Annotated in this window: 15 protein-coding genes; 8 read left to right on the forward strand and 7 right to left on the reverse strand. The window is 54.7% G+C overall.

Translation table 11 applies throughout. From position 1 onward, the window contains the following. Positions 1-202: 202 nt before the first annotated feature. Positions 203-1,147: a DUF1471 family protein YdgH gene (gene ydgH, locus CSE01S_RS00475; protein ID WP_042282850.1), complete on the reverse strand. Its 945-nt coding sequence runs from the start codon at positions 1,145-1,147 to the stop codon at positions 203-205. Between the two features lie 527 nt (positions 1,148-1,674). Between ydgH and pntA the strand changes: the two genes are divergently transcribed. Both pntA and pntB read left to right on the forward strand, forming a co-directional pair. After that, complete coding sequence (gene pntA, locus CSE01S_RS00480) at positions 1,675-3,204, forward strand: Re/Si-specific NAD(P)(+) transhydrogenase subunit alpha (protein WP_042282853.1); 1,530 nt, start codon at positions 1,675-1,677, stop codon at positions 3,202-3,204. Between the two features lie 10 nt (positions 3,205-3,214). After that, entirely contained in the window at positions 3,215-4,603 is a 1,389-nt protein-coding gene (pntB, locus tag CSE01S_RS00485) for a Re/Si-specific NAD(P)(+) transhydrogenase subunit beta (RefSeq protein WP_042282855.1), read from the forward strand. An 84-nt stretch (positions 4,604-4,687) separates the two neighbouring features. Here pntB and CSE01S_RS00490 read toward each other — a convergent pair whose 3' ends face one another. Further along, a complete protein-coding gene (locus CSE01S_RS00490; RefSeq protein WP_042282857.1) occupies positions 4,688-5,722 on the reverse strand; it encodes an AI-2E family transporter in 1,035 nt (344 codons plus the stop codon). A 136-nt stretch (positions 5,723-5,858) separates the two neighbouring features. Between CSE01S_RS00490 and CSE01S_RS23570 the strand changes: the two genes are divergently transcribed. The 3 genes from CSE01S_RS23570 (at position 5,859) to mdtI (ending at position 6,819) form a co-directional block, all read left to right on the forward strand. Next, entirely contained in the window at positions 5,859-6,029 is a 171-nt protein-coding gene (locus CSE01S_RS23570) for a protein YdgV (RefSeq protein WP_080949895.1), read from the forward strand. Positions 6,030-6,137: 108 nt separating this feature from the next. Further along, on the forward strand, positions 6,138-6,503 hold the full coding sequence (mdtJ, locus tag CSE01S_RS00495; protein ID WP_120714877.1) for a multidrug/spermidine efflux SMR transporter subunit MdtJ: 366 nt from the start codon (positions 6,138-6,140) through the stop codon (positions 6,501-6,503). After that, on the forward strand, positions 6,490-6,819 hold the full coding sequence (mdtI, locus tag CSE01S_RS00500) for a multidrug/spermidine efflux SMR transporter subunit MdtI (RefSeq protein WP_042282862.1): 330 nt from the start codon (positions 6,490-6,492) through the stop codon (positions 6,817-6,819). The genes mdtJ and mdtI overlap by 14 nt, the downstream gene beginning before the upstream one ends. Positions 6,820-6,853: 34 nt before the next feature. On the opposite strand, the gene CSE01S_RS00505 is transcribed toward mdtI, so the two are convergent. From CSE01S_RS00505 to ynfM, 4 genes are all read right to left on the reverse strand, one after another. After that, the gene (locus CSE01S_RS00505) at positions 6,854-7,675 is read right to left on the reverse strand and encodes a trypsin-like serine peptidase (RefSeq protein WP_042282864.1); all 822 of its coding nucleotides are present in this window, start codon (positions 7,673-7,675) and stop codon (positions 6,854-6,856) included. Between the two features lie 100 nt (positions 7,676-7,775). Further along, positions 7,776-7,856: a small membrane protein YdgU gene (gene ydgU / locus CSE01S_RS23645; protein WP_455550473.1), complete on the reverse strand. Its 81-nt coding sequence runs from the start codon at positions 7,854-7,856 to the stop codon at positions 7,776-7,778. 89 nt (positions 7,857-7,945) lie between these two features. After that, on the reverse strand, positions 7,946-8,194 hold the full coding sequence (gene asr, locus CSE01S_RS00510; RefSeq protein ID WP_148365357.1) for an acid resistance repetitive basic protein Asr: 249 nt from the start codon (positions 8,192-8,194) through the stop codon (positions 7,946-7,948). A 145-nt stretch (positions 8,195-8,339) separates the two neighbouring features. After that, complete coding sequence (gene ynfM, locus CSE01S_RS00515) at positions 8,340-9,593, reverse strand: multidrug efflux MFS transporter YnfM/SxtP(Kp) (RefSeq protein ID WP_042282868.1); 1,254 nt, start codon at positions 9,591-9,593, stop codon at positions 8,340-8,342. Positions 9,594-9,714: 121 nt separating this feature from the next. On the opposite strand from ynfM, the gene ynfL reads away from it, so the two are divergent. The 3 genes from ynfL to bioD all read left to right on the forward strand — a co-directional run bounded on the left by ynfL (position 9,715) and on the right by bioD (position 12,784). After that, complete coding sequence (ynfL, locus tag CSE01S_RS00520; protein ID WP_042282870.1) at positions 9,715-10,614, forward strand: multidrug efflux transcriptional activator YnfL/SxtR(Kp); 900 nt, start codon at positions 9,715-9,717, stop codon at positions 10,612-10,614. Between the two features lie 128 nt (positions 10,615-10,742). Continuing rightward, a complete protein-coding gene (mlc, locus tag CSE01S_RS00525) occupies positions 10,743-11,963 on the forward strand; it encodes a sugar metabolism global transcriptional regulator Mlc (RefSeq protein ID WP_042282872.1) in 1,221 nt (406 codons plus the stop codon). Positions 11,964-12,088: 125 nt separating this feature from the next. Then, positions 12,089-12,784 (forward strand): dethiobiotin synthase, encoded by a 696-nt coding sequence (gene bioD, locus CSE01S_RS00530; RefSeq protein ID WP_042282874.1) that lies wholly within the window; start codon positions 12,089-12,091, stop codon positions 12,782-12,784. Here the strand turns inward: bioD and clcB are convergent. Further along, positions 12,740-14,029, reverse strand: a complete 1,290-nt coding sequence (gene clcB, locus CSE01S_RS00535; protein ID WP_042282875.1) for a voltage-gated ClC-type chloride channel ClcB — start codon at positions 14,027-14,029, stop codon at positions 12,740-12,742. The genes bioD and clcB overlap by 45 nt on opposite strands. Positions 14,030-14,061 lie beyond the last annotated feature (32 nt).

Below are 14,061 nucleotides of genomic sequence, written 5' to 3' on the forward strand. Positions count from 1 at the left end.
GTTTCAAAGGAACGGTGGAGAATAATTATTATGGCAAAACGCATAAAAATGGTGAAAGCCACTAAGGCGCGGGATTTTACGGAGAGAAGGGACTGTATGCAATGTTCGCGGAAAGATTTGTGACTGATTGTGCGAAAAGTCGGCCTGATGGTGTTAATCACTCTTGCCCGGCAGCGCTTTCGCGTACCGGGCCTGTGGGAACTTACTTATACAGATCGGCGCTGATGGTCATATTATTACCACGTTCCTGCCACTGGCGGGTGATGTGATAATACTTGGCGCCTTTCTTCGCCGCACGCTTCGCGACCTGATAAGAGACTTCGGTCATGTTGCTGTAGTTACCGGTGAACTTGATGCTGTCAAACGGCACCATCATTGCCGCAGTGGCCTTGTTCAGTTCTTCGACTTTGGTACCATCCGAAAGTGTGACGGTGTAACGTCCACCTTTGGTTGACTGGGTTTCAAAGAAGCGGCCTACTTCCGCGCTCGGCGATGCGGTGGTGGCTACGCCCGGGATCTCAACGTTCTTCGCGGCGGCGCCGCCCGCGGCCAGCGCTGCGCGTCCAGCGTCAGAATCGGCAGGGATGGCATCCGGGCTCTGAACGATACGTTTTTTCGCATCTTCTTTATAAATAAACGCGGTAATACGCTGGTTGCCGCCCTGGTTCGCATCAACCTGACGCACGATATAGAAGGAGTAGGCGCCTTTTTCTTTCGCCGCTTTGGTTATGGCGTCATTCACTTCCGGCTGGCTGCGGTAGAAGCCCTGGACCGTTACGGTATCGTACGGTTCCAGCAGAACAGCCTGAGCTTTCGGTAACTCCACTACACCGTTAATTACGCGATTTTTGCTGTCTTCCGCTTTTTCCGCGTCGGCTTTGTAAAGGTCGGCCACAACGCGCCAGTTGCCGCTGTTACCAAAATCGGAGGTGTCTACCACATAAAAAGAGGCGGCGCCTTCTTTATCCGCGCGGCGATTGACGGCTTTGACCGCATCGCCAATCGCGTTAAAACGGCCCGTGACGACAACGCGGTCATAAGGTTTCAGTGCAGCCGCTTGCTCTGGCGTCAGTTCCGTTGCTGCGTTCGCAGAAAAAGCCGTCGCAGAGAGCAGTGCGGACGCCAGGAGAGTGTTCTTAAGCTTCATAAAAATAATCCTTCGCCTTGCGCAAACCAGGTACTGGTATTGTTATTGACTAGAAACGTGGCTGATTATTGCATTTAAACCTGGTGAATGTCTGCGTCATTTTTCAATCAACATAACGAATGCGGTCACAAGGCCGATAACAAAATGTGATATGTCGAAAAAATGGGCGCTTCGCGACCTAAACTAATGAACAGACAGAATTTCATAAGTTAATTTAATGTTAATTAATTGATCTGCGATGGCGCTAAATCATGTTTTGCCGCTTCGCTTGAGCGAATTATGGGCCTTTGGCAAGGATTTGAAGGTCATTATCCCGGCCAGAGGGCTGAATCGTTCATATTTTGCAGATTACCTAACAAATACTGATTTTTGGCGCTAGATCACAGGCGCTATTTTCAGTACGTTATATGGAGTTTGTTACTGTTTTATTGAGCCGGGGTAAGACTTTACCTCCCGCGTGAAATTGCGTGCGCAACTTCACGATCACTGACAAACCATCATCAAAAATAACGATGGAAGGGAACATTATGCGAATTGGCATACCAAGAGAACGGTTTACCAATGAAACCCGAGTCGCAGCCACGCCGAAGACGGTGGAACAACTGCTGAAGCTGGGTTTCACCGTCGCGGTAGAGAGCGGCGCGGGTGGACTGGCAAGTTTTGACGATAAGGCTTTTGCTGACGCGGGCGCTGACATTGTGGATAGCAGCGCAGTCTGGCAATCCGAGGTGATTCTGAAGGTCAACGCGCCGCAGGACGATGAAATTGCGTTACTCAACCCGGGCACCACGCTGGTGAGCTTTATCTGGCCGGCGCAAAATCCGGAGTTAATGCAGAAGCTTGCCGAGCGTAATGTGACGGTCATGGCGATGGATTCGGTGCCGCGCATTTCACGCGCCCAGTCGCTTGACGCGTTAAGCTCGATGGCAAACATTGCGGGTTATCGCGCGATCGTTGAGGCGGCCCACGAGTTTGGTCGTTTCTTTACTGGTCAGATTACGGCCGCAGGGAAAGTCCCGCCGGCCAAAGTGATGGTGATCGGCGCCGGGGTGGCGGGGCTGGCCGCGATTGGCGCGGCGAACAGCCTGGGGGCGATTGTCCGCGCTTTCGATACCCGTCCGGAAGTGAAAGAACAGGTCCAGAGTATGGGCGCGGAATTCCTCGAGCTGGATTTTAAAGAGGAAGCGGGCAGCGGCGACGGCTATGCCAAAGTGATGTCCGAAGCGTTTATTAAAGCCGAAATGGCGCTGTTCGCCGCGCAGGCGAAAGAGGTGGACATCATTGTTACCACCGCGCTGATCCCCGGCAAACCTGCGCCGAAGCTGATCACCCGTGAAATGGTTGATTCAATGAAGGCGGGCAGCGTGATAGTGGATCTCGCGGCGCAAAATGGCGGCAATTGCGATTACACCGTTGCAAATGAGGTGGTCACTACCCCGAATGGCGTGAAGATTATTGGCTACACCGACCTGCCAGGGCGTCTGCCGACGCAGTCCTCTCAGCTGTACGGCACCAACCTGGTTAACCTGCTGAAACTGCTTTGTAAGGAAAAAGACGGCACGATCAATGTCGATTTCGACGACGTTGTGGTGCGCGGCGTGACGGTCGTGCGTGACGGGGAAATTACCTGGCCTGCGCCGCCGATTCAGGTTTCCGCGCAACCTAAAGCCGCTGTGAAAGCCGCGCCGGAAGTGAAAGAGCCGGAGAAACCGGCGTCGCCGTGGCGTAAATATGCGCTGATGGCGCTGGCGATTATCCTGTTCGGTTGGCTGGCTGATGTCGCGCCAAAAGAGTTCCTCGGTCACTTTACCGTATTCGCGCTCTCCTGTGTGGTGGGTTACTACGTCGTGTGGAATGTCTCCCACGCGCTGCATACTCCGCTCATGTCCGTGACCAACGCTATTTCCGGGATCATCGTGGTGGGCGCGCTGTTGCAAATTGGCCAGGGCGGCTGGGTGAGCTTCCTCAGCTTTATCGCGGTGCTGATTGCCAGCATTAATATCTTCGGTGGCTTCACCGTGACTCAGCGCATGCTGAAAATGTTCCGGAAAAACTAAGGGGTAACACATGTCTGGAGGATTAGTTACAGCTGCATACATTGTTGCCGCGATCCTGTTTATTTTCAGCCTGGCGGGGCTTTCAAAACATGAAACGTCCCAACAGGGAAATAACTTCGGTATCGCCGGGATGGCGATTGCGCTGATTGCCACGATCTTCGGCCCCGATACCGGCAACGTCGCCTGGATCCTGGTGGCGATGATCATCGGTGGCGCGATTGGTATTCGTCTGGCGAAGAAAGTCGAAATGACCGAAATGCCCGAGCTGGTGGCGATTTTGCATAGCTTTGTTGGCCTGGCAGCGGTGCTGGTCGGCTTTAACAGTTATCTGTATCACGAAGCGGGCCTGGATCCGGTTCTGGTGAACATCCATTTGACGGAGGTGTTCCTGGGTATCTTTATCGGCGCGGTGACCTTTACCGGTTCCGTTGTCGCGTTTGGTAAGCTGCGCGGGAAGATCTCTTCTAAACCGCTGATGCTGCCGAACCGGCATAAAATGAACCTCGCGGCGCTGGTCGTGTCTTTCCTGTTACTGCTCGTTTTTGTCCGTACCGAGAGCGTCGGTCTGCAGGTGCTGGCGCTGCTGGTGATGACCATCATCGCCCTGGCGTTTGGCTGGCATCTGGTGGCCTCCATCGGCGGCGCGGATATGCCGGTCGTCGTTTCAATGCTGAACTCCTATTCGGGCTGGGCGGCGGCGGCGGCGGGCTTCATGCTGAGCAACGATCTGCTGATTGTGACCGGGGCGCTGGTTGGTTCTTCCGGTGCGATACTGTCATATATTATGTGTAAGGCGATGAACCGTTCGTTCATTAGCGTCATTGCAGGCGGTTTCGGCACCGATGGTTCGTCATCTGGTGGTGACGAAGAAGTCGGCGAGCACCGTGAGATTAGCGCGGAAGACACCGCAGAAATGCTGAAAAACTCGCATACCGTGATCATCACCCCCGGCTACGGTATGGCGGTGGCGCAGGCGCAATATCCAGTGGCGGAAATCACTGAGAAGCTGCGGGCACGCGGCATCAAGGTCCGTTTCGGTATCCATCCGGTCGCCGGACGTTTGCCTGGCCATATGAACGTTCTGCTGGCCGAAGCCAAAGTGCCTTATGACATCGTGCTGGAAATGGATGAAATCAACGATGATTTCTCTGACACCGACACCGTGTTGGTGATTGGCGCTAACGACACCGTCAACCCGGCGGCGCAGGACGATCCGGGCAGCCCAATTGCCGGCATGCCGGTACTGGAAGTCTGGAAAGCGCAGAACGTTATCGTCTTTAAACGCTCAATGAACACCGGTTATGCAGGCGTACAGAATCCGCTGTTCTTCAAAGAGAACACCCATATGTTGTTTGGCGATGCCAAAGCCAGCGTGGATGCGATTCTGAAAGCGCTTTAAGATATGGGGCGCCTGATGCCACTGTGTTTATCAGGCCCACCGATCTCCTGACGGCCTCTGCGGAGGCCGTTTTCTTTTACTGGTTTACGCTTTATTCACATCGCTAAGCAGAATGGCGATGCTCTGTCCGGCAACGGTTTGTTCAAGGGCAATCTTCACGATAATCGTCAGCGGCACTGAAAGCAGCATGCCTACCGGGCCCAACAGCCAGCCCCAGAAAATCAACGACAGAAATACCACCAGCGTCGATAGACCAAGTCCCCGACCCATAATGCGGGGTTCCAGAATGTTACCAAACACGAGGTTAATCATCAGATACCCCACCAGTACGACCAGCGCGTCGTACAGACCGCCAAACACCAGTACCTGCGCGATTGGCGGGATCGCTGCCAGCACGGAACCGATATTGGGAATATAGTTTAGCGCAAACGCCAGCAGTCCCCAGACGAACGCGAAACGCACCTCAAGCGCTGCCAGCATTGCCCACACCACTAAGCCAGTGACAATGCTGATGGCGGTTTTAAGCACCAGATAATGCGACACGCTGTCAATCGCGCGCTGTATTGCCGCCATGCCTTCCACCGGGCGGGTCATTATCTGCTGGAATTTCGTGGGCAGTTGCGGAACCTCCAGCAGCATAAATACCACCGTCAGCAGAAGCAGAAAAATCGACGACATGGCATTGGACAACTGCGCCAGCAGATTGGTCACCAGCGTCATCGCCGCATTCGGATCGATATACTTCACCAGTTCATCAACGGAAACGCCAATGCCTAAACGAACCAGCCAGGGTTCGAGATTTTTTAGCGGAACGACCAGCGAGGAACGATACTGCGGCAATGTGCGCGCCAGTTCGTTTAAAGAGGTTCCAAGATAAGCCAGTAGCAGCACCATCGCCATCACGATGATTAACACCAGTATTGAAATGGCCATCACGCGCGGAACGCGCAGTTTTACCATCCGCTGCACCAGCGGATTGAGTACCACAGCAAGAAATATCGCCAGAATAAACGGGACGATAATATCCGCCGCGAAGCGAATGCCGGTAAGAATGATCACCAGCATGCCGAGCATAATAACGATCTTTAAACCGTTCAGCGTAATGATTGGCTTAGCCATGCGTTTTCCTGAAATTTTTGTCTTGCCGGATATAATAATGTGATTTCTGTCGCGTCGTCCTGGCAGAAATCAAACGGGGAGGGTAAAGAAGTGAAAAGGTTTTGAGTTAATTCTTAGGCTGTGGTACAAAGCAGGCGTGTTCAACTACCGAGGACAATTATCATCCGCGATGACGAGAAGCAACACTGCGGATAATTGTAATATTATGGACAATATGTTCAGGACGTTTTTTTCCACCCAGACTCTTTTACGCACGTCTTCCTCTTTCCTGCTTGCCGGTGAGCAGCACTGGCGCAACGCGCTTTAGTCCCTTTCTTCTGCTTACGCTCGCGTCATGCGCTGAGCTGACTGTTTTTATTTTCAGGTTTGCTGCCTTCAGCAAGCCCAATGGATTATATTCTCAAGCAGGAGAAGCATCATGTTTTACTGGATTTTATTAGGCCTGGCCATTGTGGCAGAAATTACCGGGACGCTGTCGATGAAATGGGCAAGTGTTAGCGATGGCAACGGCGGATTTATTTTGATGCTGGTGATGATTACGTTGTCATATATTTTCCTCTCATTTGCCGTAAAAAAAATCGCCCTCGGCGTCGCCTATGCGCTGTGGGAAGGTATTGGCATTTTGTTTATTACGCTGTTCAGCGTGCTGCTATTTGACGAAGCGCTCCCGGCGATGAAAATTGCGGGGTTGACGATGCTGGTGCTGGGGATTGTGCTGATTAAATCCGGCACCCGTAAGCCACGCCGCACAACGAAGGAGGTGAACCATGCAGCAGTTTGAATGGGTTCATGCCGCGTGGCTGGCCGTGGCGATCGTACTGGAAATTATGGCTAACGTCTTTTTAAAATTCTCTGACGGTTTCCGGCGTAAATTCTACGGTATTCTGTCGCTGGCCGCCGTATTAGCGGCGTTTAGCGCGCTCTCCCAGGCGGTAAAGGGCATTGACCTGTCGGTAGCCTACGCGCTGTGGGGCGGTTTTGGTATCGCCGCGACGCTGGCTGCCGGTTGGATTCTGTTTGGTCAACGTTTGAACCCTAAAGGATGGATTGGCGTTGCGCTACTGCTGGTCGGTATGGTGATGATTAAACTTGCCTGATGTTTGCCGCCCGCCTCGCGCGGGCGGCGTTGTCTTATGGCTGTTCAGCCAGCGCATCCAGCTTATCGCGAAAGCCGGTCACCGAAATGGCGCGATTATCGGCCCGCCAGCGGTCTTTAGCCGCAGGGGCTGAACTCTGTACGCCAATGAGCTGCCAGCCCGTCGCCGTTTTAAGCATCAGAGGAGAACCGCTGTCACCGGGAAGGGTATCACACTGATGCGACAACACCGCCTTTTGCGCCCAGCCGGTGACGATACAGTCCTGATGGGAATAAAGCGTGTTGAGATGATCTTCCGGATAGCCTGACTGGGTGACTTTACGTCCGGCTTCTTTCAGCGCTGCGGTCAGGGCGTCTTTATCCCCGTCGAATAAAGGTAATGGCGTGATGCCAGAGGGGGGATAACGCAGTACGATCAGACCAAAATCCCATGATGCCGCGGCAGGGGGGACAATCCAGCCATCGCCATCGGCTTTCAGACGCTTACCCAGCCCCGGATCAACCCGACCTTCAATCCCGTGAATTTCGTAACGCCAAATCCCTTTTTTGGACACAAAACGCAGCACGACGGCTTTATCCGGTGTGCCTCTGGGCGGGGTTAATAAACAATGTCCGGCAGTGAGCGCCAGGTGTGGCGAGATAAGCGTGGCGGTGCAAAGATTGCCGCTGGCGGTTTCGAGTTGGCCAATCGCATCCCACGGCGCATCGGTTGGATCCTCAACCGGAACACGATCGTCCTGACCGAAAAATAGCGTTTTGACTTCACTGGTATCGGCTTGCGCGTCAGGTTTGTCCGCATACGCCATACCCGATGTAAAACAAAACGAGCCCAGTAATACAGCAACGGTTTTACGCATATCACACTCTGGTGGGTAATTATGATTATTAAAAGAAAACCCTCAGTAAATACTATAGACGTAACGACGGAGAAGTGAGAGGAAAATCAGCGAACTACGATCAGGCGAACCAGAAGCGGATAGCGATAAGCGCGCAGAAAATTAATGAAATAAGAATGACCTCAAAACGATAACGACCCACGCTGAAGCCCTCCGAAGAAAGGCGCTGAACAGGGCGTCCAGCGCCAGCATACGTTAGCGCAAAGGGGCGCGCCGACGTTTTAACGGAAATTATGCTGCAGGCTGGGCAGCCGGTTTAGCGGCTTGATGCGTGGCGGTTTTTTTGCTGTGCTTTTTAGCCGCTTGCGCTTTTTGCTCTGGCGCTTTCTGTGGGGCCGCTTTGTGATGCTTTTTAGTATGAGTGGTTTTCGCCGGAGCGCTTTGCGTTGCCGGAGCGGGAGAGGTTGCCGTCTCTGCCGCAAACGCGGCGGAAGACAGACCCATAGCAGCGGCAACAACCAGAGCTAATACGTTTTTCATTTTCATACCCTCGATTTGGTTTTTCATTCAACCCCACTGCGGGGCCGTTGAAAATACTTTATCGCTGATAATCGAGGACGTCCGTGAGTCATTGGTATCGGCGTGTAACCCTATGTACAGCGCCAACCGAAATAATTCTACCAGGTCAAACGTGCAGACGGCGATGCAGGCGCAGACCGACAACAATCGCCAGCACCAGCATAATAGCGATAAACCCACCGACGCCGTTCCAGCCGTAATTGTGCCAGAATACGCCGCCCAGCGTCCCGGCGATGCTTGATCCTACATAGTAGCTGAACAGATACAGAGACGACGCCTGACCTTTTGCGCGGCGGGCGCGCGGACCGATCCAACTGCTTGCCACTGAGTGGGCGGCGAAAAATCCAGCGGAAAAGAGCAGCATACCGGTGAAAATCAACCAGAGTGAACTGAAGAGGGTCATCAACAGGCCAACCAGCATTACGCCCGTAGAAACCACCATGACCGGACCTCGCCCGTAGCGGACGGTCATGGCGCCCGCCTTCGGCGAACTCCAGGTGCCGGTCAGGTAGGCGACCGACAGCAGGCCGACCACCGCCTGACTCAGTTCCCAGGGGGGCAGCATCAGCCGATAGCCAATGTAGTTAAACAGGGTGACAAAGGATCCCATCAACAAAAAGCCTTCCGCGAACAGCAGCGGCAGCCCGCGGTCACGCCAGTGCAGGCGAAAGTTGATAAACAGCGACTTAGGCCGTAAAGAGGTCGGGCGGAAATGGCGCGATTCCGGCAGGATTTTCCAGAACATCAGGGCTGACGCGAGAGCGAAACAGCCAATCGCGGCCAGCGCAATACGCCAGCTGAAAAAGTCTGTTACCACACCGCTGATCAAGCGCCCACTCATTCCGCCGATGGAGTTTCCGCTGATATAGAGCCCCATGGAAAAAGCGACAAAACTGGGGTGAATCTCTTCGCTCAGATAGGTCATCCCAACCGCCGCCACGCCGCTGAGCGAAAGACCAATCAGCGCACGCATGATCAGAATGCCGTGCCAGCTTGTCATCAGGGTTGACAGCAACGTACAGCAGGAGGCCAGCAGCAGGGCGGTAACCATTACCGGCTTACGGCCAATCGCGTCTGACAATGGACCGGTAAACAGGAGGCCAACGGCCAGCATTCCGGTAGAGATCGACAGTGAAATACTGCTACTTGCAGGCGACACGCCAAATTCGTGAGAGAGCACGGGAAGAATAGGCTGTACGCAATAAAGCAGGGCAAAGGTCGCCAGACCTGCCGAGAACAGCGCCAGCGTGACGCGCATGAAGGAGGATGTCCCCCGTTTGATAAACTGAACCGGCTGAGAAATGCGCTGTGGTTCAATGTCGCCTGCCGACGCGTCACTGACCGTAGTTGTACGACTCACTTGAAATCCTTGCTCAATAGCCCCGTGACGAAAAGGGACGGGCGCAACCCTGACGATCAGGGTAGGAAAATCTCAATATTCTGTCTAATATATTAATTATCTCAAATAATATGTTAAAGATATGAATATTGAGTTACGTCATCTGCGCTATTTCGTTGCTGTTGCAGAAGAACTTCATTTTGGACGCGCCGCCGCCCGTCTGAATATTTCGCAGCCGCCGCTAAGTCAGCAAATTCAGATGCTGGAACAGCATGTTGGCGCCCGACTGCTGGCGCGTACCAATCGCAGCGTGGCGCTGACCGCGGCGGGCAAGCAATTCCTCGCTGACAGCCGTCAGATCCTCGCGCAAGTGGACGATGCCGCCGCTCGCGCGGCGCGGCTCCATCAAGGAGAAGCGGGGGAGTTACGCATCGGCTTTACCTCCTCTGCGCCGTTTATCCGCGCCGTCTCCGATACGCTGTCCCTGTTCCGCCAGCATTATCCTGACGTGCACCTTCAGACCCGGGAGATGAATACTCGCGAGCAGCTCACGCCGCTTGGCGAAGGGGCGCTGGAGTTGGGGCTCATGCGCAACACGCCGCTACCGGAAACGTTACAATACGAAGTGATCTTGCATGAACCTTTAATGGCCATGATTCCGCGCGCGCACCGACTGGCGCAAAAGCCCGTGGTGACATTAGCGGAACTGGCAAAAGAGCCGTTTGTCTTTTTCGACCCGCATGTCGGCACCGGCCTTTATGACGACATTCTCGGGTTAATGCGCCGTTATAATCTGTCTCCGGTCATTACGCAGGAGGTGGGGGAAGCGATGACCATCATCGGCCTGGTTGCCGCAGGTTTAGGCGTCTCCATTCTTCCGGCGTCGTTCAAAAAGGTGCAGCTTAATGAAATGTGCTGGGTGCCGCTGGCGGAAGAAGATGCCGTTTCCGAAATGTGGCTGGTCTGGTCCCGCCACCGTGAACACAGTCAGGCAGCGATCCGTTTTCGCCAGCAGTTACTTCAGGCAGTGAGAAGCGCTTAAATTAATTTAATAACGGCTAAAAATGTGCGGTAAATCACACGGCTAAGTAAAAAGTTGACGTTGCGTATTGAAGTACTTCACCATAGCCTACAGATTATTTCGGAGCGCGAAAATAAAGGGAGTCAGAGGTGGTTGCTGATAGTCAGCCTGGGCACATCGATCAAATAAAGCAGACCAATGCGGGCGCGGTTTATCGCCTGATTGATCAGCTGGGGCCGGTATCGCGTATCGACCTTTCTCGTCTCGCGCAGCTTGCGCCAGCCAGTATCACCAAAATTGTCCGTGAAATGCTGGAAGCGCATTTGGTTCAGGAACTGGAAATCAAAGAGGCCGGAAGCCGGGGCCGACCCGCGGTAGGGCTGGTGGTGGAGACCGAGGCCTGGCACTATTTATCTCTGCGTATCAGCCGGGGCGAAATCTTTCTCGCATTACGCGATCTCAGCAGTAAGCTGGTCGTCGAAGAGTGTCTGGAACTGCCGCTTGACGACGAACAGCCGTTACTCGAACGTATCATCACGTTGATCGACCAGTTTTTCATCCGTCATCAGCAGTTGCTCGAACGCCTGACCTCTATCGCCATTACTCTGCCCGGCATTATCGATACCGAAAATGGTATCGTGCACCGGATGCCCTTTTATGAAGATGTGAAAGAGATGCCGCTGGGGGAAGCGCTTGAACAGCACACCGGAGTGCCGGTGTACATTCAGCATGACATCAGCGCATGGACGATGGCGGAAGCCCTGTTTGGCGCGTCTCGCGGCGCGCGCGATGTGATTCAGGTGGTCATTGACCATAACGTTGGCGCAGGGGTCATCACCGACGGGCATTTGCTACACGCAGGGAGCAGTAGCCTGGTGGAGATCGGGCACACGCAGGTCGACCCTTACGGTAAACGTTGCTACTGCGGCAACCACGGTTGTCTGGAAACCATCGCCAGTATCGAGAGCGTACTTGAGCTGGCCCAGCTTCGTCTGGGGCAGTCGATGAGTTCCACGCTGCACGGGCAGCCGCTCACCGTGGATTCACTGTGTCAGGCCGCGCTACAGGGCGATCTACTGGCAAAAGATATTATCGCGGGCGTCGGGGCCCATGTGGGGCGCATTCTGGCGATCATGGTGAATTTATTTAACCCGCAAAAAATACTGATTGGCTCGCCGCTGAGCAAAGCCGCTGATGTGCTGTTTCCGGCCATCGCAGACAGCATTCGGCAGCAGGCGCTACCCGCCTACAGCAAAAATATGGTTGTCGAGAGTACGCAGTTTTCTAATCAGGGCACCATGGCCGGCGCCGCACTGGTAAAAGACGCGATGTATAACGGTTCTTTACTGATTCGTCTATTACAGGGTTAACATTTTTGATTTGATCTACCAAAATTTGCGCTAACGCAAGCTGAGCTATTCTGGCATACCTTAGACTTTCTCTACTGTATTATTTTCCTGGCTTATATTTTCGAAGCATAACGGTGGAGTTAGTGATGCTGAAGCGTTTCTTTATTACAGGTACAGACACTTCTGTTGGGAAGACGGTGGTTTCCCGCGCATTACTACAAGCGTTAGCGTCGGGTGGTAAAAGCGTGGCTGGCTATAAGCCTGTCGCCAAGGGCAGTAAAGAGACCCCGGACGGTCTGCGCAATAAAGACGCGTTGGTGCTGCAGAGCGTCTCTACGCTGGACTTGCCCTATGAAGCGGTGAATCCCATCGCGCTCAGCGAAGATGAAAGCAGCGTCGCCCACAGTTGTCCCATCAATTACACCCTGATTTCTGACGGGCTGGCCAGCCTGACTGAAAAGGTCGATCACGTTGTGGTAGAAGGCACCGGCGGCTGGCGCAGCCTGATGAACGATCTGCGCCCGCTCTCCGAATGGGTGGTTCAGGAACAGCTTCCGGTACTGATGGTGGTGGGCATTCAGGAAGGGTGTATCAACCATGCGCTGCTGACAGCCCAGGCGATCGCCAATGACGGCTTACCGCTGATCGGCTGGGTCGCAAACCGCATCAACCCGGGCCTCGCGCACTACGCCGAAATTATCGACGTGCTGAGCAAAAAACTGCCCGCGCCGCTGATTGGCGAGCTGCCTTATCTGCCGCGCGCTGAGCAGCGTGAACTGGGTCAGTACATTCGCCTGTCAATGCTCGGCAGCGTGCTGGCGGTAGATCGAGTCGTGGCGTAAGGTTCGCGACAGCACCGAGGCCAGTACACAGGCCATCAACAAGCCGGGGAGCAGTCGATACTCTCCGGTCATTTCACAAATCATCAGCGCCGACATAACGGGCGCATGCGTTGTCGCTGCCAGCAGCGTCGCCATTCCCGTTAAGCCTAACAAGACCGCCAGTTCGTCGGAACCGGGAAGCCACATTCCCCAAAGGCGTCCAACAAACATCCCTACGGCCAGGCCGATAAACAGCGTCGGGGTGAATACGCCGCCAGGCGCGCCGGAACCGCTGCTGGCCAGCACCGCGAGCAGCTTGCAAAGAAAAATCCCCGTGACAACCGCCATCAGCGGCGGCGAAAGCAGAAATGACTGCACCACGCTGTAGCCGTTGCCCCATACCGTTGGCGTGAGCAGGGAAAGTAAGCCGACGATGAGCCCGCCCAGCGCCAGCTGCCACGGCGGTGACAGTCTGAGCAGAAGAAATGCGCGGTGGCTGGCAGACATCAACCCCATCAACAGGGGACCGCAAAGACCGGCAAGCAGGCCTGTGCTGACGATCAGTCCGTACTCGGTAAGATGCAGCGACCGCGACAGATGAACCGTGTAGAGCACATCGTTACCCCCGTTCAGCGCATGGGTGATCAGCAGCGCTACCACGGCGGAAACAACGACCGGACCGAGCGACGCCAGCATCAACGTACCAAACAGGACTTCCGCAATAAACAGGCTGCCCGCCAGCGGGGCGTGATACGCGCTGGCCATACCTGCCGCCGCGCCGCAGGCGATCCACAATTTCCACTCGTGCTGAGGCGCGAACCGGCGGGCAAAGCAGGAGGCCGCCAGCGCGGCCAACAAAATCATCGCCCCTTCACGACCAATCGCGCTACCGCTGGCGACCACCAGTAGCGAAGCCAGGGATTTGATTAAGCTCGCGCCATAATCAAACCGACCGTCGGTTTGCAGGGCTTCCATATAGTCAGTGGGCGCGTGCGGTCGCAACTGGCTGCGCTTTTGCCATCCCCACAGCAGCAAACCGGCCGCCAGTCCTCCCAGCGCTGGCGTCAGGACGCGTCGCCAGGGCGACAGACCCGTCGCGGCGTTGACCAGACTGCCGCTGTCATTGCTGAGAAATACCCATTCCAGCAATAGCATCGCATGACGGAAGCAGGCGACCGCCAGCGCGGCGAAGATGCCCACGAGGGCGGCAAAGCACAGACGGCGAAACATGGCGCGTAGATCGGGCCAGGCATGGAGACGATGCATAAACGGTCACAGGAAGTCTGAAACCGTCTATT

The organism is Citrobacter sedlakii NBRC 105722, from assembly GCF_000759835.1.
GTDB lineage: Bacteria > Pseudomonadota > Gammaproteobacteria > Enterobacterales > Enterobacteriaceae > Citrobacter_A > Citrobacter_A sedlakii.

Coding starts and splice junctions, on each gene's coding strand:
- ydgH (WP_042282850.1), bottom strand. CDS start 1,147: ATGAAGCTTAAGAACACTCTCCTGGCGTCCGCACTGCTCTCTGCGACG.
- pntA (WP_042282853.1), top strand. CDS start 1,675: ATGCGAATTGGCATACCAAGAGAACGGTTTACCAATGAAACCCGAGTC.
- pntB (WP_042282855.1), top strand. CDS start 3,215: ATGTCTGGAGGATTAGTTACAGCTGCATACATTGTTGCCGCGATCCTG.
- CSE01S_RS00490 (WP_042282857.1), bottom strand. CDS start 5,722: ATGGCTAAGCCAATCATTACGCTGAACGGTTTAAAGATCGTTATTATG.
- mdtI (WP_042282862.1), top strand. CDS start 6,490: ATGCAGCAGTTTGAATGGGTTCATGCCGCGTGGCTGGCCGTGGCGATC.
- CSE01S_RS00505 (WP_042282864.1), bottom strand. CDS start 7,675: ATGCGTAAAACCGTTGCTGTATTACTGGGCTCGTTTTGTTTTACATCG.
- asr (WP_148365357.1), bottom strand. CDS start 8,194: ATGAAAAACGTATTAGCTCTGGTTGTTGCCGCTGCTATGGGTCTGTCT.
- ynfL (WP_042282870.1), top strand. CDS start 9,715: ATGAATATTGAGTTACGTCATCTGCGCTATTTCGTTGCTGTTGCAGAA.
- bioD (WP_042282874.1), top strand. CDS start 12,089: ATGCTGAAGCGTTTCTTTATTACAGGTACAGACACTTCTGTTGGGAAG.
- clcB (WP_042282875.1), bottom strand. CDS start 14,029: ATGCATCGTCTCCATGCCTGGCCCGATCTACGCGCCATGTTTCGCCGT.